Below are 22,472 nucleotides of genomic sequence, written 5' to 3' on the forward strand. Positions count from 1 at the left end.
GCGAGACTGCAGGAAAGGGGCCCTCAGAAGGCGCACATTCGACACATACAACGAGCACCGGGCGTCATCGTCGCCTCGGTCGCAAGGGTGCGGCTGCTCGTCGTGGTCATGTGCCCAAGTAAAGCAGACATGGCGACTCACCGATCAATGCTGTCCGGATAGCGGACGTAATCCGACCGCATTACGGACAACACCGGTCACCTTCAGCCGGTCGTCTCAAGCGTCACTCCGGCGTCCGTGACCAGTGCGGACACGGCCGAGAGGTCCCGTACGACCACGTCCGCGTCGAGCTCCGCGGCGGTGTGCGTTGTGGTCAAGGCCACGGTCGTCATGCCGGCCGCGCGGCCGGCGGCCAGGCCCGCCGGGGCGTCCTCGAAGACCACGCAGCGCGCCGGGTCCACGCCCAGACGCCGCGCGGCGAGCAGGAAGGGCTCCGGGTCGGGCTTGCCGCGGGTGATGTCGTCGGCGGCGACCAGCTCGGGGAAGTCGATGCCCACCTCGCGCAGGCGGGCCTCGGCCAGCGGGCGGGTCGCGGAGGTGACCACGGCCCAGCGGTCCGCGGGCAGCGCGGACAGCAGTTCCTTGGTGCCGGGGAGCAGGACGACACCGCCGGGGACGTCCTCCACCTCCAGGTTCTCGATGCGGACGAGGGCCCCGGCCCGGGCCTCCTCTGGCAGCAGCTCGGCGATGATCTCCGTCGCGGGGCGGCCGTGCAGTTCGACCCGGGCGAACTCCTCGTCGGTGATGCCGTGCTCCCGGGCCCAGCGGGCCCAGCAGCGGTGCACGGAATCCATCGAGGACACGAGGGTGCCGTCGTTGTCGAACAGCAGGGCTTCGGCATGCAGCTTCATGCCATCCAGCAAAGCCCGGGACCAGGGGTGAGCGCATCGGGTCTTTCGGCCCGTAATACCCTCGCTGCATGCTCGTCGCCCTGACGGTCGCCATCGGTGCGGCCGCCCTCGCCCTCGCCGCCTGGTGCGGCCACGCCGCATGGCGGGACCAGCCGACCAAGGACTGGCACTTCATCGGCATGGCCGTGGTGACCGTCCTGGTCCTGGCCCAGCTGGTGGTCGGGCTGGTCCAGCTGGCCCGGGGCGAGAAGCCCGGCCAGGGCACGGTGATCTTCGTGGCCTACCTGCTGGGCGCCTTCGCGGCGGTCCCGGCCGCCGGGATGCTCTCGCTGACCGAGCGGACGAAGTGGGGTTCGGTGACGGTGGCCGCGGGCGCGGTCGTCCTCGCCGTGCTCGAAGTACGGCTCTACGACATCTGGGGAAGCACCGGTGCCTGACACCCACACGACCGCGACCGAGCCCGCGGGACGCAAGCGTCTCGTCTCCGGCCCGGGACTGCTGCTGGTCTGGCTCTACGGGGTCATGGTGGTCGGCGCGGTCTCGCGGTCGGCCTACCAGATCTCCACCGAGTTCGACCGGGCCCCGCTGGCGTACTCGCTGTCCGGGGCGGCCGCCCTCGCCTACGCCTTCATCACGTACTCGCTGGTGCGGGGCGGGGAGCGGGCCCGCAAGGCGGCACTGGTGTGCTGCGCCGCCGAACTGGCCGGCGTCCTCGCCGTGGGCACCTGGACCCTGGTGCGCCCCGAGGCCTTCCCCGACGCGACCGTGTGGTCGGACTTCGGGATGGGCTACCTGTTCATCCCGGTGGTCCTGCCGGTCACCGGGATGCTCTGGCTGCGCGCCAAGCGGTGAGAACGGCCCCGCGCGGCGGGACCGTTCGCACCTCGCGCATCGACGGGGCGGGGGTCAGGCGCTGACCGCGAAGTCGGTGGCTTCCTTGGCTTCCTTCTCCAGGATCACCAGCCGCACCCCGTCGGAGGCGGTGCGGTTGCCGACCGCCAGGTAGCCGGCCTTGCGGTAGAGGCGCAGGTTCGACTCGCTCTTGTGGCCCGTGTGCAGGCGGAACCGGTTCGTGGAGCCGCGGCCCGCGAGAGCCTCCTCGACCGCGCGCAGCAGGCGGGCGCCGAGGCCGTGGCCCTGGAGCCGCGGGTGCACGCACAGCTTGGCGATGCTCGCCGTGCCGTCCTCGCCGAGCCTGCCGCGCACCGTGCCGACCACCTCGTCGCCGAGCCGGGCCACGAGGACGGTGTCCGCCGCCAGCTCCGCCTTCAGGGAGTCCAGGGACTGGGTGAGCGGCTGGATCAGGTAGTTGCCGTAGAGCTCGGCCTCCCGCTGGAACGCCAGATACTGCAGCTTGAAGATCTGCTCGGCGTCCTCGGCGGTCGCCGCCGAAATGGTCACGCTCATGCCCATGTGCGCATGCCTCCCGCTCACCTGGTGGCCCTCTGGTCTACCGCTCCCTTCCCCGAAGGCCAGGAGCGCCAACCTCTGCAGCGAGCATTCTGCGCAGACATCCCAGGCATCGGGAACGGACGGGCCCCAAACTTCCTTGTGAGATACCCAACTCTCCTGCGATTTCACGGTAGGTAAGGTCCCTCGGCGAAAGAAGTGCCCCTATGAGTTCCGGACAGCGTCCGGGCAACCGGGCGACCGCCGATCGGAGGGCCCGCTTCTCCTCGCCGTGCACCAGCGCGCCTTCCGGCTCCCCGACTTCGTCCGCAGGGGAGCCGTCGTACGGGACCTCGCGCCGGGCCCGCCGCCGTGCGAGCCGGGCTTCGGCCCGCACCGCCCGCCGCAGCCAGCGGGCCCGTCCGGTGGGGCCGGGGGAACCGGTGGGGCCGGGGTCGCGCGGTCCGTGCTCCAGCAGCCTGACCCAGACGGCCTGTTCCAGGTCGGCGGCGTCGACGCCGGTGCCCGGGGCTTCCGCTGCGGCCTCGGCGGAGAGCAGCGGGCCCAGCTCGTTCAGGAGGTCGGAGTCCTTCATGAGGTCCATGCCGGGCGGGACGCGGGTGCCGGGCCGGGCGGTTTCCGCGCCGGACCCGGAACACCCGTACGGGTCCCGGGGCCTAGCGGTTGACGCCGCGTCCGGGGCGGAAGGCCTCCGCCGCGAGCAGGCCGGTGTCCGGGTTGTCGGTGAAGATCCCGTCGATGCCCTGTTCGAAGTACTTCGCGAAGGCGCCGAAGGCGTCCCCGTACGCGGCCGGATCCGTGCCCTTGCGGTACTCGGCCGGCAGGAAGCTGTTCTCGTTGCGCGCGGTGTAGGGGTGCAGCAGCAGGCCCCGGGCGTGGGCGTCCTTGACGAGGGTGGTGGGGGTGCCGAGCTTTCCGGCCGCGTCCCGCGGGATGACCAGGTCCAGGGTGGGCCCGATGCCCTGGGCGAATCCGGCGATCCACTTCAGGCCCTCGGGCTTGACGAGGTCGGCCACCGTGCGGGGGTCCTTCGCCACCTCGAAGTCCCAGGGCCGGGTGTTCGCGGCGGAGAGCAGCACCACGCGCGGCGCGGAGACCAGCCGCGAGAGCCGCTGGATGCTGGAGGGTTCGAAGGACTGGAGGAAGAGGGCGGCGTCCCGGCCGTCGCGGCCGTAGCGGCGCAGGAGCCGGGCGAGGGGCTCCTCCAGGCCGAGGCCCAGGGACCGGAAGTAGGTGGGGTGCTTGGTCTCCACGTGCAGCCAGACCTGCTTGTCGCGGCGGCGGCTCTCCCTGTTGGCCCAGCGCAGCACCTCTTCGAAGGTGGGGACGGCCCACCGGCCGTCGTAGAGCGTGTTGCGCTGGCGGACGGCGGGGATGCGCTCCTTCGCGCGCAGGGTCTTCAGCTCGGCGAGGGTGAAGTCCTCGGTGAACCAGCCGGTGACGGAGACCCCGTCGACGGATTTGGTGGTGCGCCGGGCGGCGAACCCGGGGTGGTCGGCGACGTCGGTGGTGCCGCCGATCTCGTTCTCGTGGCGGCACACCAGGTGGCCGTCCTTCGTGGGGACGAGGTCCTGTTCGATGACGTCGGCACCGAGGTCGAGGGCCAGCTGGTACGAGCCCAGGGTGTGCTCCGGCCGGTAGCCGCTGGCGCCCCGGTGGCCGATGACCGTGGGGACCGGCAGGTCCCGGTAGCCTCCCCCGCCGTGTCCCCCGTCGGACGCGGCGGGGGCCGCGGAGGCCGTTCCCGCCCCGAGGGCGGTGATCGAGGTACCGGCCGCCAGGACCGCCGCCCCCAGGACCGTGCGCCGCGCTGCCCCACCCTGTGTCATCCGTGCCACTCCTCGGTCTGAAAGGGGCTCGCTGTCCCGGGGTTCCGGGTGTCCCGCGGCCCGAATCGGCGTGCCGATGGTAGGCAAGGGAGGGTGTCGGGGACGGGGTCCGCGGCGGAACATGGCGGAAACGTGCGTCAACATCGCGTATCCACCGCGTGAACCCGATGTGCGATCAGCCCTGACCCGCGAGTATCGTCCTCACCTGCACTACCGCCGTGTGGTGCGAAGCCGCTTTTCGATGCCGGAGGGCTCACGTTGTTCCGTACCGCGCTCATCAAAGCCACTGTCGGACCGGTCATGCGCATGATGTTCCGCACCCGCGTGGAGGGCATCGAGAACATCCCCGGCACCGGTCCGGTGATCCTGGCGGGCAACCACCTCACCTTCATCGACTCGATGATCCTTCCGCTGATCTGCGACCGTACGGTCCACTTCATCGGCAAGGACGAGTACGTGACGGGCAAGGGCCTCAAGGGCCGGCTGATGGCGTGGTTCTTCACCGGCTCCGGCATGATCCCGGTCGACCGTGACGGCGCCAACGGCGGGGTCGCGGCCCTGATGACCGGCCGCCGCATCCTCGAAGAGGGCAAGATCTTCGGCATCTACCCCGAGGGCACCCGCTCCCCCGACGGCCGCCTGTACCGGGGCCGCACCGGCATCGCCCGCCTCACGCTGATGACCGGCGCCCCCGTGGTCCCGTTCGCGGTGATCGGCACGGACAAGCTCCAGCCCGGCGGCGCGGGCATGCCCCGCCCCGGGCGGGTCACCGTCCGCTTCGGCGAGCCGATGGAGTTCTCCCGCTACGAGGGCATGGACCGGGACCGCTACGTGCTGCGCGCCGTCACCGACTCGGTGATGGCCGAGGTCATGCGGCTGTCGGGCCAGGAGTACGTCGACATGTACGCCACCAAGGCCAAGGCCGCCTGACGCCCGATCACTGGCGCTGGAGGGACCGGCTGACGCCCGCCGCCGTCGTGGTGGCGAGGATCCAGCCGGTCACGACCAGCAGGTACGACAGCCACTGGTACCAGCCGCCCGGCGCGTACGCCGCCTCCTGCCCGAAGCCGACGATCGGCACCATCAGGTCGATCGTGTAGAACACCGGGTTGAAGTCGGGGGCCTCCCCCGGCTTCAGGGCCCGCGGCGGATGCGTTCCGTAGGCGACGGCCCCGGTGAGCAGCAGCGCCGCCAGCCAGCCCGCCGCGCGCAGCGGCCGGAAGCCGTAGCCGACGGTGACGTCCTGGATCAGCCCCCACAGCCGGGCCGGGCGGGGCAGGGTCCGGCGGTGGCGGCGGAGCTTGGCCAGCTGGACGGTCCGGGCGGCCGCCTCGTCGCCGGCCGTGCGGTAGGCCGCCGCGAGCTGTTCGTAGGCGTACGGGAGGTAGCCCGACTCCTCCCGTTCCAGCGCGGGCAGCCGTTGCTCGGCCGGGAGGTGCGGGGCGAGGGTGCGGTAGGTGAGGCCGTCCATGCGGATCCGGTCGGGCCAGATCTCGGGCAGCACGTGCAAGAGGTCGAACTGGGAGCGGCGCAGGTTCACCGTCCCCCGGATGCGCTCGCAGCGCCGCAGCCACATCTCGCCGATGACGCAGCTGGAGGCCCGCAGGGCGACCCCGTCGGGGTTCGCGAACGAGGCGTGGCCGAAGTAGACCTGGCCCGGTATCCGGGCCCCCGTGAGGTTGACCAGGCCGCGCGCCTCCATCCGTGCGGCGCGCAGGTCCGTGCCGACGGCGAGGGTCTCGGCGTGCAGGGCGACGCCGCCGGGGTTGAGCAGCCGGGCGTCGTCCAGGTCGATCCGCCCGCCGACCGTGGAGCCGTTGAAGCGGGTCTCCCCGTGCACGGTGGCCCCGAGGGCGATGACGTCGGTGCCGATCTCGGCGTGGTTCAGCTGGAGCGGCGCCTCCGCCGCCTCCTGCGGGTCGCCCTCGCCCGGCGGGACCCCGATGACGGACCGGGTCAGGAAGAGGCCGCCGGCTATCCGGGCCCCGGTGAGGCGGACCGGGCCGGTGAGGCGGCAGCCGGACAGCTTGAGCGCGCCGTCGACGCGGACCACGCCGGCGGTCAGCCCGGGCAGGGTGGAGGCGTTGACGACGAAGGCCCGCAGCTGCGCCCCGTAGAGCACGGGCCGGAGCTCGAACCAGCAGGCGCGCAGCCGGACGGGGTGGTCGACGACGGCGTACTTGAGGTTGAACGGTCCGGTGATCCGGACGCCCTTGAGGTTGAGTCCGGCGACCTGGCCCTCGATCCGGGGGCCGTTCAGCAGCAGGGCGGTGAGCACCTCGGCGCGTACGGTCCGCTCGGGGCCCCAGGACGCGCCGGCGGCGGCGCTCTCCCCGGGATCCGGCCGGAAGTCGACGCGGGCGCCGCGGGGGAAGGCATCCCACACGCGGCGTTCGGCCGGGGTCAGGTCGTTGATCTCCATCGCCGGGATGGTGTCCCGCGGTTCCGCGCGCTGTCAACCGCGTTCGGGGCACCGCCCCTTGGTGTGCTGACGGGGGGTCAGTGTCCGACACCGTCCTGGAGCTTCTGGCCCCTGAGGAGGTACCAGGCGGCCGCGGCGGTGGCGAGGAGGACGGCGGCGCCCACGCCGGAGGCCAGCCGCAGTCCGTCGACGAAGGCCTCCTGGGCGGAGCCGACCATCTGGGAGGCGGTCTGCGGGTCCAGGGTCCTGGCGGCTTCCACGGCGCCGCCGAGCGATTCGTGCGCGGCGTCGGCGACGGGGGCGGGGACGCCGGCCGGGGCGGTGAAGCCCTGGTAGACGCCGGTCACGATGGAGCCGAGCAGGGCGATGCCGAGCGCGGCGCCGAGTTCGTACGCGGTCTCGGAGACGGCGGAGGCGGAACCGGCCTGCTCCTTGGGGACGCTGGAGAGGATCACGTCGGCGGTGACGGTGAAGGAGAATCCGGCTCCGAGGCCGACGACGAGGAGGGCCGCGCCGAGCAGCGGGTAGCCGGTCTCCTTGTGGATCACGGTGAGCACGGCGAGGGCCAGCCCGATGGCGGCCAGGCCGCCCGCCACGATGCCCCGTACCGAGTACCGGCGGGCGTAGCGGCCCGCGACCAGTCCGGTGGCCACCGCGCCGATCGCGGCGGGCAGTTCGGCCAGGCCCGCTTCCAGGGGGTCGCGGCCCTGCACCAGCTGGAGGAACTGGGAGAGGAAGAAGACCAGGCCGGAGAGGCCGAAGACGGTGAGGAGGTCGGCGAGTACCGCGCCGGAGAAGCCGCGGTGCTTGAAGAGCCGCATGTCGAGGAGCGGGGAGGGCAGGGTGAACTGGCGCCGGACGAAGGCGTAGAGGCAGCCGGCGCCGATGACGGCGGCGGCCCAGACGCCGCCGGTCAGGCCGTGGGTGGCGGCTTCCTTGACGGCGTAGACCACGCCGATGACGCCGACGAGCGACAGGGCGACGCTGACGAGGTCCCAGGGGCCGGCGACCGGGTTCTTGGACTCGGGCAGCAGCTTGATCCCGACGAGGACCAGCGCGATCATGACGGGCAGGTTGATCAGGAAGACCGAGCCCCACCAGAAGTGCTGGAGCAGGGCTCCGCCGACGACGGGCCCGACGGCCGCGCCGGCCGAGGCGGTGGCGCCCCAGATGCCGATGGCGAGGCTGCGCTCCTTCGGGTCGTGGAAGATGTTGCGGATCAGCGCGAGGGTGGACGGCATCAGGGTGGCGCCGGCCACGCCGAGCAGGGCCCGGGCGACGATCATCATCTCGGGGCTGGTCGCGTAGGCGTTGAGGACCGAGACGGCGCCGAACGCGGTGGCGCCGACGAGCAGCAGCTTCTTGCGGCCGATGCGGTCGCCGAGGGAGCCCATGGAGACGAGCAGTCCGGCGATGACGAAGGAGTAGATGTCGCCGATCCACAGCAGCTGGGTGCCGGACGGCTTGAGGTCCTCGCTCAGGGCGGGGGTGGCGAGACCGAGTACGGTGGCGTCCACCGCGACCAGCAGTACGGCCAGGACGAGCACGGAGAGCGCCAGCCAGCGGCCGCGGCGCTTGTCCTCCGCCCCTGTCCGCCGGTTCAGCTGTTCGGTACGGCTCATCACTCCACGCTCCGTCGTGCGCCACCGAGCAGCAGCTCGATGATCATGTACTGGAAGTCCTTGGCGGCGACCCGGCCGTCCATGACGGCCCAGGCGCAGGTGCCCACGAGGCCGTAGAGGGCCTCCGTCAGCCAGGCTGGGCTCAGGTCGATCCTGATGTCCCCCTCCTGCTGGCCGCGCCGGAAGAGGGCGCTGACGCGGGCGTCGAGGCGGGCCCAGCCCTCGTTGACCTGGTCGCCCTCGAAGAGCTGGTTCTCGGTGACGAGGAAGGCCAGCAGCTGGGCGTTGGGCTCGATCTCGGCGACCAGGCGCCGCAGCACCTCCACCGCCGTGCCCTCGTCGAGGCGGGCGTTGTCGAAGGCGACCTCGAACTCCCGGATGCCGAGTTCCTCCAGGGCGCGCACGAGGGCGTCGCGGCCGGCGAAGTGCCGGTGGAGGGTGGCGCGCCCGATTCCGGCGGCGCGGGCGACCTCGTCCATCGTCGCGGTCGATTTGCGGGAAAGCAGGGCGGCCGCGTCGCGGAGCACCTGGTCACGATCCATGGCCATGAGACAAGCATAACCCGAATGAGACGCCGGTGTCTCATTCATAGGAAAAACGGGCTGCCGTACGGGCAGCCGGAAGGGAACATGAGCCGATGAGGCCACTCCTGCTGATCGACGTCGACGGACCGCTGAACCCCTACGCCGCCAAGGCGCAACGCCGCCCCGAGGGCTACGCCACCCACCGGATGCGGCCCACGGGCTGGCGGGAGGCCGAGAGCGCGAAGCCGCTGCGGGTCTGGCTGAATCCCGCGCACGGCGCGGAGCTGCTCGCGCTGGCGGACGCGTACGAGCTGGTCTGGGCGACGACCTGGAAGGACGAGGCCAACGACTGGATAGGCCCGCACCTGGGACTGCCCCGGCTGCCGTTCATCGACTGGCCGCAGATGCACGGCCGGGCGCCGCGCGGCACCTTCTGGAAGACCCAGTACGTCCTGGAGTACGCGGGCGGGCGGCCCTTCGCCTGGATCGACGACGACATCACGGCCATGGACCGCGAGTACGCCGACCTCCACCACCCGGGCCACGCGCTGCTGCTGCGGATCGACGAGCGGATCGGCCTGACCAGGGCGGACTTCGACGACCTGGCCACCTGGGCGGACGCACTGTGATTCGATGACCACTACCCGTGTTCGCCGCGTGTCATGCCGGGACGTCAACGGGCCGGGCCGAAGAGTCCCCCGTCGAACGAACGCTCCCCCGGCGGGCCGCTGTGATCATTTGGAGTGACCGCGCCCGCGAGACCTTCCCCGGCCGGTCGCGGAACTGGGAGTCTCCTCTCCAGTGAGCCCTTACCCGGGGCGGGTTCACCTGCATCGATTCCGTCTTCGGCAGGGAGAGAACCATGAACGGATCAAGGAAGCTGGCCCTCGGCGCCACGGTGACGGCACTCGCGATCGGAGGCGCCCTCGCGGTGTCCTCCGCGTCGGCCGAGCCGCAGCAGGCACAGCGGGCCGCCGCGACCACCACCGCCTGGGCCAAGATCGCCGCGAACGGACAGTTCCTCGGCGGACAGGGCATCGGCGGGATCAACAAGTTCGGCATCGGGCGCTACAACGTCACCGTTCCCTCCGGCCTCAACGGGTGCGCCCTCCTGGGCACCGTCAACACCAACGGCGGGAACGACCCCGGGCCGGGCAGTTCGTCCATCCTGGTCGGCCAGGTGAACTCCAACACCCTCTTCATCCGCACGGCGACGCCGTCGGCCGGCGGCACTGCCGCCGTGGACAGCGACCGGCCGTTCTCGATCACGGTCATCTGCTGATCCCCGGTCATGCCGGAGGGGCGGGGGGAACCGGCCGGTTCCCACCGCCCCTGCGGGCACGGGGTGCTACTGCTTGTGGATCGCCCACGCGTGCTGGATGACCAGGTCGGCCTTCAGCTCGGTGAGCTGGACCGCGACGGCCGACGGGGCCGTGCCGCCCCGGCCGTTGCGGGAGGCCAGCGCGCCCTTGACGTTCAGGACGGTGCGGACCTCGGGGGTCAGGTGCTCCGAGATCTTCGCGAACTGGTCGTCGGTGAGCTGGTCGAGCTCGATGCCCTCGGCCTCGCAGACCTTGACGCACTCGCCGGCCACCTCGTGCGCCACCCGGAACGGCACGCCCTGCTTGACCAGCCACTCCGCGATGTCCGTGGCGAGGGAGAAGCCCGCCGGAGCCAGCTCCTCCATCCGCTCCCGGTTGACCGTGAGGGTCGCCATCATGCCGGTGAAGGCGGGGAGCAGGACTTCCAGGGTGTCGCAGGAGTCGAAGACCGGCTCCTTGTCCTCCTGGAGGTCGCGGTTGTAGGCGAGGGGCAGCGCCTTCAGCGTGGCCAGCAGGCCGGTCAGGTTGCCGATGAGGCGGCCCGACTTGCCGCGCGCCAGCTCCGCGATGTCCGGGTTCTTCTTCTGCGGCATGATCGACGAGCCGGTGGAGAAGGCGTCGTGCAGGGTGACGAAGGAGAACTCCTTCGTGTTCCAGAGGATGATCTCCTCCGCGATCCGGGAGAGGTTGATCCCGATCATCGCGGTCACGAAGGCGAACTCGGCGACGAAGTCGCGGGAGGCCGTGCCGTCGATCGAGTTGCCGACCGAACCCCGCTCGAAGCCCAGGTCGGCGGCGACCTGCTCCGGGTCCAGCCCCAGCGAGGAACCGGCCAGCGCACCCGAGCCGTACGGGGAGACCGCGGTGCGGGTGTCCCACTGCCGCAGCCGCTCCGCGTCCCGGGACAGGGACTGCACGTGGGCCAGTACGTGGTGGGCGAAGAGCACCGGCTGCGCGTGCTGGAGGTGGGTCCGGCCGGGCATCGCCACGTCCGCGTGGGCCTCGGCGAGGCCGATCAGCGCGTCCTGGAGGTCGGCGATCAGGCCGCCGACGATCCGCGCGTGGTCGCGCAGGTACATCCGGAAGAGGGTGGCCACCTGGTCGTTGCGGGACCGGCCCGCGCGCAGTTTGCCGCCGAGGTCGGCGCCGAGCCGCTCCAGCAGGCCCCGCTCCAGGGCGGTGTGCACGTCCTCGTCGGCGATGGTGCCGGTGAACGAGCCGTCGGCGACGTCGGCCTCCAGCTGGTCCAGGCCGGCGGTCATGCGGTCGAGTTCCTCGGCCGTGAGCAGTCCGGCCTTGTGCAGGACGCGTGCGTGGGCACGGGAGCCGGCGATGTCGTACGGCGCCAGGCGCCAGTCGAAGTGGACCGACGCGGAAAGCTTCGCGAGGGCCTCGGAAGGGCCGTCGGCGAACCGGCCGCCCCAGAGCCGGACGTCACCGTTGTTGCTGCTCACAGCTACTGCTCCTTATGAGGGTGGTGGTACGACGGCCTCCCCGTCGCGGAGGTAACGGGGAGGCCGTCTCGTACTGCGTGGTGCGGACGGCCTGGTTCAGGCGGGGTCGCGCGGCGTGCCGACGGCACGGTGGGCACGATCCATTCAACGACAGGCATAACTATGCACTACTCCGTATGTTTCGTCAATCGAGCGCATGCGGAAAGGGCGGCCGGAAGAAGGCCGGACCGGGTGTCGACGGCCTGCCTGCGCGGCCCGCGCCCCTCGCGCCCCGTACCGTCGGACGCGTGCTGCGTACCGCTCTCGTCACCGGCTCGCTGATCGTCGCCGCCCTGCTCCCGCAGGGCCCCTGGAACCAGGACCCGCTGCCCGCCCGCCTCGCCGACACCGGCGGCGGGAGCCAGCTGATCACCGCCGTCGCGCCCGACGCGGGATCCACCACGGGCGTGCTGACCTGGTGGGACCGGCGCGCGGGCCGCTGGTACGAGGCCGGCAGCGCGCCCGCGCGGTTCGGCGCGAACGGGCTGACCGAGGGCGAGACGCGGACGCAGGGCACGAGCACCACTCCGACGGGCCTGTACGCGCTCCCGTACGCCTTCGGCATCGCGCACGCGCCGGCCGGGACGTCCTACCGGTACCGGCGGGTGACGGACCGTTCGTGGTGGTGCCAGGACAATGCCTCGGCCGACTACAACCGGTGGGTCGAGCCGCTGCCCGCCGACTGCGCGCCGGGCGAGGCGGAGCACCTGGTGACGTACGCGCGCCAGTACGCCCACGCCCTGGTCGTCGCCTTCAACTACGAGCGGCCGGTGCGCGGCCGGGGCGCGGGCATCTTCCTGCACGTGAACGGCAAGGGCGCCACCGCCGGCTGCGTGTCCGTACCGGAATCCGCCATGCGCAGGCTCCTGCGCTGGGCCGACCCCCGCCGCGGCCCGCACCTCGCGATCGGCACCCGCTCCGGCCCGTTGGCGGTGACGAGATACTGAATGAGGCGGGCCCCGGGGCTCAGCCTTCCTTCTGGGCCAGGCGCAGAAGGTGGTCGGCGAGGGCCTGGCCGCCGGCCGGGTCGCGGCTGATCAGCATCAGGGTGTCGTCGCCGGCGATGGTGCCGAGGATCGCCTGGAGTTCGGCCTGGTCGATCGCGGAGGCGAGGAACTGGGCCGCTCCGGGCGGGGTGCGCAGGACCACGAGGTTCGCGGAGGCCTCCGCCGAGATCAGCAGTTCCCCGGAGAGGCGCCGCATGCGCTCCTCCTTCGCGGACTCGCCGAGCGGGGCCTGCGGGGTGCGGAAGCCGCCCTCGCTGGGGACCGCGTAGATCAGCTCGCCGCCGGTGTTGCGGATCTTCACCGCGCCGAGCTCGTCGAGGTCGCGGGAGAGCGTCGCCTGGGTGACGCTCAGCCCGTCGTCGGCGAGCAGCTTGGCCAGCTGGCTCTGGGAGCGGACCGGCTGCCGGTTGAGGATGTCCACGATCCGGCGGTGGCGTGCGGTGCGGGTCTGCGGGACGGACTGGCCGTTCTGCTCGTGTTCCTGCGCCTGGCTCATCGTCGTCTCATTCTCCGGATCGTCCCGCTGTGTCGAGGATGCCGGGCAGTGCCCCGAGGAACGCGTCCACCTCGGCCTCCGTGATGACGAACGGCGGCATCAGCCGTACGACGTCGGGGGCGGGCGCGTTGACCAGGAATCCGGCTTCCTGAGCCGCCAGCTGCACCTTCGGCGCGAGCGGCTCCGTCAGCACGATACCCAGCAGGAGTCCGGAGCCGCGGACGTGGGAGACCAGCGGGTGGCCCTGGCCGCCCTGGAGGCCCTCGATTCCGGAGCGCAGCCGCTCGCCGCGTGCCTTGACCTGGTCGAGGAGTCCGTCGGCGGCGATGGTGTCGATCACGGCGAGGCCGGCGGCGCAGGCGACCGGGTTGCCGCCGAAGGTGGTGCCGTGCTGGCCGGGCTGGAGGAGGCCGGCGGCCTCGCCGAAGGCGACGACGGCGCCGATCGGCAGGCCGCCGCCGAGGCCCTTGGCGAGGGTGACGAGGTCGGGCGCGACGCCCTCGTGGGCCTGGTGCTCGAACCACTGGCCGCAGCGGCCGATGCCGGTCTGGACCTCGTCGAGGGCGAGGAGCGTGCCGGTGGCGCGGGTGATCTCGCGGGCGGCCGTCAGGTAGCCGGCGGGCGGGACGACGACGCCGTTCTCGCCCTGGACCGGCTCGATGAGGACGAGCGCGGTCTCCTCGGTGACGGCGGCCCGCAGGGCCTCCACGTCGCCGTAGGGGACGTGGGTGACGTCACCGGGCAGCGGCAGGAAGGGGCCCTGCTTGCCCGGCTGGCCGGTCAGCGCGAGGGCGCCCATGGTCCGGCCGTGGAAGCCGCCGGTGGTGGCGACCATGTGGGTCCGGCCGGTGAGGCGGCCGATCTTGAACACGCCTTCGACGGCCTCGGCGCCGGAGTTGCAGAAGAAGACCCGGCCTTCGCGGCCGAAGAGCTGGAGCAGCCGCTCGCCGAGGGCGAGGACCGGCTCGGAGGCGTAGAGGTTGGAGACGTGGCCGAGGGTGGAGACCTGTGCGGTCACCGCCGCGACGACCGCCGGGTGGGCGTGCCCGAGGGCGTTCACCGCGATCCCGCCGACGTAGTCGGTGTACTGCTTGCCGTCCGCGTCCCACACCTGGGCGCCCTCGCCGCGTACGAGGGCGAGCGCGGGGGTGCCGTAGTTGTTGGTCAGGGCGTTCTGCCAGCGGGCGCCGTAGCCCTCGTTGCCCGTTGCCGTCGTCATTCCGTTCCCCCTTGCTGTCCGTCGTGCCGTCCGTCGGGCACGACCATCGTGCCGATTCCCTCGTCGGTGAAGATCTCCAGCAGGATCGAGTGCTGGACCCGCCCGTCGATCACGCGGGCGGTGCCGACGCCGCCGCGGACGGCGTGCAGGCAGCCCTCCATCTTGGGCACCATGCCGCTCGACAGCTCGGGCAGCAGCTTCTCCAGCTCGCTGACGGTGAGCCGGCTGATGACCTCGTCGCTGTTCGGCCAGTCCGCGTAGAGGCCCTCGACGTCGGTGAGGACCATGAGGATCTCCGCGCCGAGTGCGGCGGCGAGCGCCGCGGCCGCGGTGTCGGCGTTCACGTTGTACACGTGGTGGTCGTCGGCGCTGCGGGCGATGGAGGAGATGACCGGGATCCGGCCGTCGGCGAGCAGCGCCTCGATCGCGCCGGTGTCGATGGCGGTGATCTCGCCGACCCGGCCGATGTCGACGAGTTCGCCGTCGATCTCCGGGCTGTGCCGGGTGGCGGTGATGGTGTGGGCGTCCTCGCCGGTCATGCCGACGGCGAGCGGCCCGTGCTGGTTGAGCAGCCCGACCAGCTCGCGCTGGACCTGGCCGGCCAGGACCATCCGTACGACGTCCATGGCCTCGGGCGTCGTGACGCGCAGGCCCGCCTTGAACTCGCTGACCAGGCCCTGCTTGTCGAGCTGGGCGTTGATCTGGGGGCCTCCGCCGTGCACGACGACGGGCCGCAGGCCGGCCTGCCGCAGGAAGACCACGTCCTGGGCGAACGCCGCCTTGAGGTCCTCGTCGATCATGGCGTTGCCGCCGAACTTGATCACGACGATCTTGCCGTTGTGGCGGGTGAGCCAGGGCAGGGCCTCGATGAGGATCTCCGCCTTGGGGAGGGCCGTGTGCTTGCGGGCACTTCCGACGGCGCCGCTCATGAGGAGTACGCGCTGTTCTCGTGGACGTACTCGGCCGTCAGGTCGTTGGCCCAGATGACGGCCGATTCGGTGCCGGTGGACAGGTCGGCGGTGATGTGGACCTCCCGGTCCTTCATCGAGACCAGGTCGCGGTCCTCGCCGACCGAGCCGTTCCGGCAGACCCACACGCCGTTGATGGCCACGTTCAGCCGGTCCGGGTCGAAGGCCGCCTTGGTGGTGCCGATCGCGGAGAGCACCCGGCCCCAGTTGGGGTCCTCGCCGTGGATGGCGCACTTGAGCAGGTTGTTGCGGGCGATGGACCGGCCGACCTCGACCGCGTCGTCCTCGGTGGCCGCGCCGACGACCTCGATGCGGATGTCCTTGCTCGCGCCCTCGGCGTCGCCGATCAGCTGGCGGGCGAGGTCGTCGCAGACGGTCCGTACTGCCTCGGCGAACTCGGCGTGCGCGGGCACGCGGCCGGAGGCGCCGGAGGCGAGCAGCAGCACCGTGTCGTTGGTGGACATGCAGCCGTCGGAGTCGATCCGGTCGAAGGTGGTGCGGGTCGCGTCGCGCAGCGCCCGGTCGAGGGCGGCGCCGTCCAGGTCGGCGTCGGTGGTGAGCACGACGAGCATGGTGGCCAGGCCCGGGGCGAGCATGCCCGCGCCCTTGGCCATGCCGCCGACGGTCCAGCCGTCCTGGGTGACGGTGGCCGTCTTGTGCACGGTGTCGGTGGTCTTGATGGCGATGGCGGCGGCCTCGCCGCCGTCGGCGCCGAGGGCCGCCGCGGCCTTCTCGATGCCGGGCAGCAGCTTGTCCATGGGGAGCAGTACGCCGATCAGGCCGGTCGAGGCGACCGCGATCTCACCGGCGTTGAACTCCGTGCCGAGGCCCTGTGCGTTGAGGACCTCGGCGGTCTTCTCGGCGGTGGTGTGGGTGTCCTGGAAGCCCTTGGGGCCGGTGCAGGCGTTGGCGCCACCGGAGTTGAGGATGACGGCGCCGACGGCGCCGCCCCGCAGGACCTGCTCGGACCAGTGCACGGGCGCGGCCTTGACGCGGTTGGAGGTGAAGACGCCCGCGGCGGCCAGTCGCGGCCCGTGGTTGACCACGAGGGCCAGGTCGGGGTTGCCGTTCGCCTTGATCCCGGCGGCGATGCCCGCCGCCGTGAATCCCTGTGCTGCCGTGACGCTCACTGCATCTCCTCGTTCGGTCCGCCGCCGGGGCGGCTGGTGTCGCTGTCGGCGGTGCCCGCCCGGCCCGGGCGGGCGGGCGGCGTCGTCCGTGGTCCGGTGGCCGCGCGTGCGGGGCTCACGGAGCGACTCCGACGGCGGAAAGGCCCAGGGCCTCGGGCAGGCCGAGGGCGATGTTCATGCTCTGCACCGCGCCGCCGGCGGTGCCCTTGGTCAGGTTGTCGATCGCGCTGATGGCGATGACGCGCCGGGCGGAGGCGTCGTAGGCGACCTGGATGTGAACGGCGTTGGAAGCGGTGACGGACTTGGTGGTCGGCCAGGTGCCCTCGGGGAGCAGGTGGACGAAGGGCTCGTCGGCGAACGCCTTCTCGTAGGCGGCGCGCAGGGAATCGGCGGTGGTGCCGGGCCGGGCCTTGGCCGAGCAGGTGGCGAGGATCCCGCGGGGCATGGGCACGAGGTGCGGCGTGAAGGAGACGCTGACGCGCTCTCCGGCGAGCGGGGAGAGGTTCTGCACCATCTCGGGCGTGTGCCGGTGGACGCCGCCGACTCCGTAGGGGGTCGCGGTGCCCATCACCTCGGAGCCGAGCAGGTGCGGCTTGAGCGCCTTGCCCGCGCCGGAGGTGCCGGTGGACGCGACGACGACGGCTTCCGGTTCGGCGAGCCCGGCCTGGTAGGCGGGGAACAGCGCGAGCGAGACGGCCGTGGGGAAGCAGCCGGGCACGGCGATGCGCCTGGTGCCCTCCAGGGCGGCCCGGGCGCCGGGGAGTTCGGGCAGACCGTAGGGCCAGGTCCCGGCGTGCGGGGCCCCGTAGAAGGCGTCCCAGTCGGCGGAGTCCTTCAGCCGGTGGTCGGCTCCCATGTCGACGACGAGGACCTCGTCGCCGAGGCGGGCGGCGACGGCCGCGGACTGGCCGTGCGGCAGGGCGAGGAACACGACGTCGTGGCCGGCGAGGACCTCGGGCGTGGTCGCCTCCAGTATCCGGTCGGCGAGCGGTACGAGGTGCGGCTGGAGCAGGCCGAGCGGCTGTCCGGCGTTGGAGTTGCCGGTCAGCGCGCCGATCTCCACCTCGGGGTGCGCGAGGAGGAGGCGCAGGACCTCACCGCCCGCGTACCCGCTCGCTCCTGCCACCGCTACACGTACCACCATCGGATCCTCCTCATCGATGGCATGACTATACGTATCTACGCAGGTTTATGCAAAGCTTTGATCTCCTTCAGGCGGCCTGCCGACCGGGTTCGAACCCGGCGAGCATCTGCTCCAGTGCGCGCTGGTCGGGGCCGGTGAAGGGGTCGGCCTGGGGAGCGGCGCTCACCGTGTCGAGCAGCCGGGCGGTGATCCCGGTGGCGGGCGGAAGGTGGGTCGAGAGTACGGCCTGCGGGTCCATCTCGCGCAGGGGCTGTACCGAGGCGAGATACTTCCTCCGGTCCACCTCGTGCACCCACGGGCTGTCCACCGCCGCCCACAGCAGCTGCCCGGCCCGGAGCTCGGCCGGGTCGACCGCACCGGCGTCGCCGCCCGCGGCGAGGTCCGCGTCCGGCAGGGGCGCGCCGAAGCAGTCGGAGCTGAAGCAGGCGCGGGAGCGGTCGTCGTAGAAGCCCACGGTCGCGGGGTTGTCGAACAGGGGAGGCCGGAAGCCGGTCAGGGAGCGGTCGCCGACGTCCAGGGTCTGGCCGGGGTTGAGCAGGAAGACGCGGTCCATGGGCAGCGGCCGCTCGGTGGACATGATCCCGGCGCCGAGGTAAGTGGTGACGACCCGGGCCCGCGGGGCCGCCTCCAGCAGGGCGAACAGTCCGCCGGTGTGGTCCCGGTCGGGGTGGGTCAGCCAGATCCACCGGACGTCGGCCGGGTCGATGACGGAGCCCAGGTCCGCCAGGAAGTCCCGGTCGGGCAGGCTCAGGCCGGTGTCCACGACGACCGGCTCCGTCGCGTGCAGTACGAAGGTGTTGACCGGCAGGAATCCGATGCCGGGGACTTCGATGGCGTCCCCCAGGACGGTGACGTCCCGGCCGATCCGCTGGTGCGTCATGGCGCAGCGCTCCCTTGCCCCCTGGGCGATAAGCGCTCGCGGCCGCGCGGGAGGGGCAGGGCGGCTCGCCCGCCCTCCCCCTCCATCCTCCTCGCGACGGACCGCGCGCGCACCCGAGACGGGGGCGCGGCCGTGGAGCGCCCTACGAGGGCCCGGGCGCGGCCTCCAGGGCTCCGGTCGCGGGGCCCGCCGGCAGCAGTACGGGGCGCTTCGCGCTGCGCCCGTCGCCGGAAGAGCGGCCGCGCAGGCGGCGGCCCAGCCAGGGCCCGAGGAAACCGGCCGCCCAGGCCAGCTCGGCGGCGACGGCCCGGGCGGGCGAGGGGGCCGGGAGCGGGGGCAGGGGATGTGTCCAGCTGTCGTCGCTGCCCGGTACGCCGACGGCTTCGGCCAGGGCGGCGGCGATCCGCGCGTGGCCCAGCGGGCTGGCGTGGAGCCGGTCGGCGGTCCACAGGCGCGGATCGGCGCCGACGGCGTGCACGCCGGTTTCGGCGACCAGGACTCCGTGCCGGGCGGCGGCCTCGCGGATGCGGTCGTTGAGTTCGTGGAGGCGGGGCCGCAGCGGGCGGGCCGCGGGGGCTATCTTGCCGATGTCGGGGAAGGTGACGGTGGCCACCGTCGCCCCGGCCGCGGTGAGCGCGGCGAACATCTCCTCCAGCCGTCCCGCCACCTCCGCCGCGTCGAACCCGGGGCGGAGCAGGTCGTTCACCCCGGCGACGACGGTGGCCAGGTCGGGGCGCAGCGCGAGCGCCGGTTCCAGCTGTTCGGCGCGGACCTGTCCGGCCAGGCGGCCCCGGACGGCCAGGTTGGCGTAGAGCAGGCCGGGGTTCGCGGCCGCGAGGTGCTCCGCGAGCCGGTCGGCGAAGCCCCGCAGGCCCGCCGCGTCGGTCCCGTCGCCGACCCCCTCGGTCTGGCTGTCGCCCAGCGCGACGTAGCGCCGGTACTCACCCTTCGGCATGTCCGTCCCCCTCTTCTCCTCTGTGCCGCAGGACGGTCGCCGCCCGCAGGCACCAGTCACGGTGTCCCTCTTCGAAGGCCACGCCGCGCAGGCAGGTCAGGTAGCCCCCGATCCGCTCCCCCCGGCGCAGGAACTCCTCCTCGTCCAGGTCCCCGCGCATGTTCCGCAGCAGCCTGCCGAGGAATTCGAGCTTGCGGTCGGCGGCCGCCGCCCGCTCTTCGAGCTGCGCGATCACGGCGGCGGACCCGATGCGGTCGGCGGCCTGGACCTTGACGAGGAGGTCGTCGCGGATGACGGAGGGCTTCGACTCGGCCACGGCGAAGGCCTCCAGCTCGGCGCGGCCGCTGTCGGTGACCCGGAACAGGCGCTTGTTGGGCCGGGATTCCTGGACCACCTCCCGGCCCGCGACCAGTCCGGCCTTCTCCAGCTTGGCGAGTTCGGCGTACACCTGCTGGGGCGAGGCGTGCCAGAAGTTCGCGACTCCGACGCCGAAGTCCTTCGCCAGCTCGTAGCCGCTGAACTCGTCGTCCAGCAGGGCCGCGAGTACCGCGTGCCGCAAGGCCATCGAGGCTCAGCCCCTTCCCTTTTCCGGTCCGTGCGCCGCATGATACTCAAGAAAGTGATTAGTCATATTCATGAGTACGAGGAGGGGTCATGGAGACTGCCGAACGCTTCCGCGCCGCCGTGGAGAAGCAGGACCTGGGCGCGCTGGACGACCTGTTCGCCGAGGACGTCCGCCTCTACAGTCCGGTCAAGTTCAAGCCCTTCGAGGGCAAGCCCGAGGTCATGGGGCTCTTCGGGGTCCTGCTGCGCACCTTCGGGGAACTGCGCTACCTCGGGCGGCTCGACGGCGCGGCCGAGACCACCGCGGACGGGCAGGAGGCCCCCTCGGTGGTCCTGCCCTTCCGGGCGCTGGTGGGCGGCAGGCAGATCCACGGGATCGATCTCCTCCAGTTCGACGAGGAGGGCCGGATCAAGGAGTTCACGGTCATGGTCCGCCCCCAGTCGGCCGTGCACGCGCTGGGTCAGGCGGTCCTGGCCGGCCTGGTCGAGGACGGCCTCGTACCGGCTCCCGGCACCGGGGGCTGACCCGGTACGCCGCCCTCCGTCCGGGGGGCTCCGCCCCGCGCAGGCCGGACCCCCCGGCCGGCCGGGGTGACGCCCCCGGAGCGGCGCGGCCCTCAGGGCGCGCGCCACCAGAAGCCGGGGACGGTCACGATCGCCGCGACCAGCAGGGCTCCGGCCCCGGCGAGGACGGCCGCGGCGACGGGCCGGCGGCGCGGGTCGGCGAGGGCGGCCAGCCACAGCAGCGGGGCCGAGAGGAAGAAGACGTACATGCCGCCGAGGGAGCCGAGCACCGACCAGGGCAGCAGCACGGCCCCGGCGACGGCGGCGGCCCGCACGAAGGACGTGCGGCGGCGGCCCAGGAACAGCGGCAGCGCGACGACGGCGACGGTCACCGCACAGGCCACGCGGTAGCCGGGCCGGTCGAAGAAGGCGTCGGAGCCGAGCGCGGGCGGTACGGGGGCCAGTACCGCGCACACGGCGAGCGCGTACTGCCACGGGTGGGCCCACTCGCGGGCGCCGCGGCCGTGTCCGGCGTGCGCTCCCCCGCCCGTCACCGCTCCGGCCGCCATGACCGCCCCCTCACGTCCTGCCGCGCACCCATACCCGCCGGTGCCCGTGAACACGTTGAATTGAACGCGTTCAAGCTACCGGACGTTCGTACGGGCGAGCTACCCGGGGCGCCGTTGTGCCCACCGGGCGGCCGTGCATATAGTCACTACGCATCCAGTCTGTTACTCAGGGTTACAGGGGGCAATGGTGTCACGCATCCACCGGGGACTCGCCGCGGCGGCCGCAGGAGCGCTCCTCGCACTGGGGCTGGCCGCCGCGCCCGCCACCGCCGCCACGAGCGCCGCGTGCGGGGCCGACGGAAGGCTCCCGAGGCCCCAGGACCACCGGTTCTACGTGCAGTGCACCGCCGGTGTCGCCACCGTGCACCCCTGCCCCGCCGGCCAGGTCTTCGCCGCCGTCCCGCAGGTCTGCGACTCCCCCGACCGGGTCCGGCCCGCCGCGGCCACGGCGGCGGCCGCCGGGCCGGCGAAGCTGAACGGCCTGCTGTTCGGCGTGAAGAACCTGAACGCCACCGTCCGGATCGCCGACGCCCCCGCCGGGCTGGACGGCGTACCGGTCACCTTCACGACCGTCGGCGGCAGGCCGCTGTGCACCGCCGTCACCGACCAGTTCGGGGCGGCCCGCTGCGACAGCCCGGCCCGGCTCACGATCCCGCTGGACGAGATCCTGCGCGGCTACCGGGCGAGCTACGCCGGCATCGGCGGCATCTACCTCGCCTCCTCGGCCACCGCCCCGGTCTCGCTGCTCTGAGGCGCCCGCGCCGGCCCGGCCGGGCCGAGGGCGTGCCGCACCCACACGTTCGGCTCCACGTAGACCGCGTAGCCGCGCTCCGGTTCGCAGTGGACCGGGGCCAGTGCGCCGGGCACGTACACCGGGCCGGCCTCGTCGAAGGGCAGTCCGGTCCACTCCCGCCACTCGGCGAGCGTGCCGTTGACGGTCATGGACAGCGGGGCCACCGAGTCGATCACGGCTCCCGCGCGGACGTGGACCCGTAGCCACGGGTCGTACGGCAGGCCGTCCTCGCGGGTCCGGTACGCGTACTCCGCCATCGGACTGTCGGGCTCGGCGGGCTTCCCGCTCGGCCGGACCGGGGCCACGAGCTCCGCGAACCCGGCCGCGCGGGCGCCCTCGCGCATCGCGGCCAGCATCCGGCCGGAGAGGCCCTCGCCCTGGCGGCCCTTGGCGACGGTGATCTCCAGGGCGCTGACCGTGTCGGGCCGCACGCCCCGGCGCTGGTCGGAGAAGGCCCACATGAGGACCCGGTCCCAGCCCTGCGCGGGCAGCGCCCCGTCACGGCCCGGCGCGTGCAGGGCGAAGGGCAGGCTGAACGCGCGGGCCACCACCTCGTCGCCGTCGGTGGCGATCCAGACGTACTCGGGGAACTCCGCGACCATGCGCGGGTAGAGCAGCCAGGCCAGGGAGTCGTGTCCGGAGAACTCCGGCCAGGAGTCCTCCATGTCGTAGATGCGGGGCGCCAGTTCCGGGCGCCGGGCGAGCGGGGTGATCTGTATGCCGGTCATGTGCGCAGGCTAGGAGGGGTGCGGGACCGCCTCAACAGGGTT

General features: G+C 72.6%; 27 protein-coding genes. 8 read left to right on the forward strand and 19 right to left on the reverse strand.

Annotation, left to right across the window (positions count from 1 at the left end; all coding sequences use genetic code 11):
* Positions 1-203 precede the first annotated feature (203 nt).
* Positions 204-851, reverse strand: a complete 648-nt coding sequence (locus AC07B0_RS29785) for an HAD-IA family hydrolase (protein WP_356880115.1) — start codon at positions 849-851, stop codon at positions 204-206.
* Positions 852-919: 68 nt separating this feature from the next.
* Between AC07B0_RS29785 and AC07B0_RS29790 the strand changes: the two genes are divergently transcribed.
* Both AC07B0_RS29790 and AC07B0_RS29795 read left to right on the forward strand, forming a co-directional pair.
* A complete protein-coding gene (locus tag AC07B0_RS29790; RefSeq protein WP_356880117.1) occupies positions 920-1,288 on the forward strand; it encodes a hypothetical protein in 369 nt (122 codons plus the stop codon).
* Positions 1,281-1,703: a hypothetical protein gene (locus tag AC07B0_RS29795; protein WP_356880119.1), complete on the forward strand. Its 423-nt coding sequence runs from the start codon at positions 1,281-1,283 to the stop codon at positions 1,701-1,703. Before AC07B0_RS29790 ends, AC07B0_RS29795 begins: the two co-directional genes overlap by 8 nt.
* Positions 1,704-1,757: 54 nt before the next feature.
* On the opposite strand, the gene AC07B0_RS29800 is transcribed toward AC07B0_RS29795, so the two are convergent.
* From AC07B0_RS29800 to AC07B0_RS29810, 3 genes are all read right to left on the reverse strand, one after another.
* On the reverse strand, positions 1,758-2,264 hold the full coding sequence (locus AC07B0_RS29800; protein ID WP_356880121.1) for a GNAT family N-acetyltransferase: 507 nt from the start codon (positions 2,262-2,264) through the stop codon (positions 1,758-1,760).
* A gap of 37 nt (positions 2,265-2,301) precedes the next feature.
* Positions 2,302-2,844, reverse strand: coding sequence for a sigma-70 family RNA polymerase sigma factor (locus AC07B0_RS29805; protein ID WP_478899303.1), 543 nt, complete (start codon positions 2,842-2,844; stop codon positions 2,302-2,304).
* A gap of 73 nt (positions 2,845-2,917) precedes the next feature.
* Positions 2,918-4,090, reverse strand: a complete 1,173-nt coding sequence (locus tag AC07B0_RS29810) for a glycerophosphodiester phosphodiesterase (RefSeq protein WP_478899304.1) — start codon at positions 4,088-4,090, stop codon at positions 2,918-2,920.
* Positions 4,091-4,390: 300 nt separating this feature from the next.
* On the opposite strand from AC07B0_RS29810, the gene AC07B0_RS29815 reads away from it, so the two are divergent.
* Entirely contained in the window at positions 4,391-5,020 is a 630-nt protein-coding gene (locus AC07B0_RS29815) for a lysophospholipid acyltransferase family protein (RefSeq protein ID WP_356880127.1), read from the forward strand.
* A 7-nt stretch (positions 5,021-5,027) separates the two neighbouring features.
* Here AC07B0_RS29815 and AC07B0_RS29820 read toward each other — a convergent pair whose 3' ends face one another.
* From AC07B0_RS29820 to AC07B0_RS29830, 3 genes are all read right to left on the reverse strand, one after another.
* Positions 5,028-6,512, reverse strand: a complete 1,485-nt coding sequence (locus AC07B0_RS29820) for a membrane-associated oxidoreductase (RefSeq protein WP_478899305.1) — start codon at positions 6,510-6,512, stop codon at positions 5,028-5,030.
* Between the two features lie 77 nt (positions 6,513-6,589).
* Complete coding sequence (locus AC07B0_RS29825; RefSeq protein ID WP_356880131.1) at positions 6,590-8,134, reverse strand: MFS transporter; 1,545 nt, start codon at positions 8,132-8,134, stop codon at positions 6,590-6,592.
* A complete protein-coding gene (locus AC07B0_RS29830) occupies positions 8,134-8,682 on the reverse strand; it encodes a TetR/AcrR family transcriptional regulator (RefSeq protein WP_356880133.1) in 549 nt (182 codons plus the stop codon). Before AC07B0_RS29830 ends, AC07B0_RS29825 begins: the two co-directional genes overlap by 1 nt.
* Positions 8,683-8,771: 89 nt before the next feature.
* On the opposite strand from AC07B0_RS29830, the gene AC07B0_RS29835 reads away from it, so the two are divergent.
* Entirely contained in the window at positions 8,772-9,287 is a 516-nt protein-coding gene (locus AC07B0_RS29835; RefSeq protein ID WP_469383844.1) for an HAD domain-containing protein, read from the forward strand.
* Positions 9,288-9,520: 233 nt separating this feature from the next.
* Positions 9,521-9,940 (forward strand): hypothetical protein, encoded by a 420-nt coding sequence (locus AC07B0_RS29840; RefSeq protein WP_356880137.1) that lies wholly within the window; start codon positions 9,521-9,523, stop codon positions 9,938-9,940.
* A gap of 66 nt (positions 9,941-10,006) precedes the next feature.
* Here AC07B0_RS29840 and argH read toward each other — a convergent pair whose 3' ends face one another.
* A complete protein-coding gene (gene argH / locus AC07B0_RS29845) occupies positions 10,007-11,434 on the reverse strand; it encodes an argininosuccinate lyase (RefSeq protein ID WP_356880139.1) in 1,428 nt (475 codons plus the stop codon).
* Between the two features lie 290 nt (positions 11,435-11,724).
* On the opposite strand from argH, the gene AC07B0_RS29850 reads away from it, so the two are divergent.
* Entirely contained in the window at positions 11,725-12,420 is a 696-nt protein-coding gene (locus AC07B0_RS29850; protein WP_478866612.1) for a L,D-transpeptidase family protein, read from the forward strand.
* Between the two features lie 19 nt (positions 12,421-12,439).
* Here the strand turns inward: AC07B0_RS29850 and AC07B0_RS29855 are convergent, their stop codons facing one another.
* The 9 genes from AC07B0_RS29855 to AC07B0_RS29895 form a co-directional block, all read right to left on the reverse strand.
* Positions 12,440-12,976, reverse strand: a complete 537-nt coding sequence (locus AC07B0_RS29855; RefSeq protein ID WP_356880141.1) for an arginine repressor — start codon at positions 12,974-12,976, stop codon at positions 12,440-12,442.
* 7 nt (positions 12,977-12,983) lie between these two features.
* Positions 12,984-14,195 carry an acetylornithine transaminase gene (locus AC07B0_RS29860; protein ID WP_469383849.1) on the reverse strand — a complete coding sequence of 404 codons (1,212 nt, stop codon included), beginning with the start codon at positions 14,193-14,195 and terminating at the stop codon, positions 12,984-12,986.
* Entirely contained in the window at positions 14,192-15,124 is a 933-nt protein-coding gene (argB, locus tag AC07B0_RS29865) for an acetylglutamate kinase (RefSeq protein ID WP_356880145.1), read from the reverse strand. Before argB ends, AC07B0_RS29860 begins: the two co-directional genes overlap by 4 nt.
* Positions 15,121-16,293, reverse strand: coding sequence for a bifunctional glutamate N-acetyltransferase/amino-acid acetyltransferase ArgJ (gene argJ / locus AC07B0_RS29870; RefSeq protein ID WP_356880147.1), 1,173 nt, complete (start codon positions 16,291-16,293; stop codon positions 15,121-15,123). The genes argB and argJ overlap by 4 nt, the downstream gene beginning before the upstream one ends.
* Complete coding sequence (locus AC07B0_RS29875; protein WP_356880149.1) at positions 16,290-16,412, reverse strand: hypothetical protein; 123 nt, start codon at positions 16,410-16,412, stop codon at positions 16,290-16,292. The genes argJ and AC07B0_RS29875 overlap by 4 nt, the downstream gene beginning before the upstream one ends.
* Complete coding sequence (argC, locus tag AC07B0_RS29880; protein WP_356880151.1) at positions 16,409-17,437, reverse strand: N-acetyl-gamma-glutamyl-phosphate reductase; 1,029 nt, start codon at positions 17,435-17,437, stop codon at positions 16,409-16,411. The genes AC07B0_RS29875 and argC overlap by 4 nt, the downstream gene beginning before the upstream one ends.
* A 67-nt stretch (positions 17,438-17,504) precedes the next feature.
* Positions 17,505-18,317 carry an MBL fold metallo-hydrolase gene (locus tag AC07B0_RS29885; protein WP_469383853.1) on the reverse strand — a complete coding sequence of 271 codons (813 nt, stop codon included), beginning with the start codon at positions 18,315-18,317 and terminating at the stop codon, positions 17,505-17,507.
* Between the two features lie 142 nt (positions 18,318-18,459).
* A complete protein-coding gene (locus AC07B0_RS29890) occupies positions 18,460-19,272 on the reverse strand; it encodes an SGNH/GDSL hydrolase family protein (RefSeq protein ID WP_478899306.1) in 813 nt (270 codons plus the stop codon).
* A complete protein-coding gene (locus AC07B0_RS29895; protein WP_356880157.1) occupies positions 19,259-19,837 on the reverse strand; it encodes a PadR family transcriptional regulator in 579 nt (192 codons plus the stop codon). Before AC07B0_RS29895 ends, AC07B0_RS29890 begins: the two co-directional genes overlap by 14 nt.
* 89 nt (positions 19,838-19,926) lie before the next feature.
* Here AC07B0_RS29895 and AC07B0_RS29900 point away from each other — a divergent pair, with 89 nt between their 5' ends.
* Positions 19,927-20,361 (forward strand): nuclear transport factor 2 family protein, encoded by a 435-nt coding sequence (locus AC07B0_RS29900; protein WP_356880159.1) that lies wholly within the window; start codon positions 19,927-19,929, stop codon positions 20,359-20,361.
* Positions 20,362-20,453: 92 nt separating this feature from the next.
* On the opposite strand, the gene AC07B0_RS29905 is transcribed toward AC07B0_RS29900, so the two are convergent.
* Positions 20,454-20,909, reverse strand: coding sequence for a hypothetical protein (locus AC07B0_RS29905; protein ID WP_478899307.1), 456 nt, complete (start codon positions 20,907-20,909; stop codon positions 20,454-20,456).
* Between the two features lie 184 nt (positions 20,910-21,093).
* On the opposite strand from AC07B0_RS29905, the gene AC07B0_RS29910 reads away from it, so the two are divergent.
* Positions 21,094-21,660, forward strand: coding sequence for a chitin binding peritrophin-A domain-containing protein (locus tag AC07B0_RS29910; RefSeq protein ID WP_356880163.1), 567 nt, complete (start codon positions 21,094-21,096; stop codon positions 21,658-21,660).
* On the opposite strand, the gene AC07B0_RS29915 is transcribed toward AC07B0_RS29910, so the two are convergent.
* Positions 21,618-22,430, reverse strand: coding sequence for an N-acetyltransferase (locus tag AC07B0_RS29915; protein ID WP_478866596.1), 813 nt, complete (start codon positions 22,428-22,430; stop codon positions 21,618-21,620). The genes AC07B0_RS29910 and AC07B0_RS29915 overlap by 43 nt on opposite strands.
* Positions 22,431-22,472: the final 42 nt, after the last annotated feature.

This window comes from Streptomyces sp. NPDC044704, assembly GCF_056433525.1.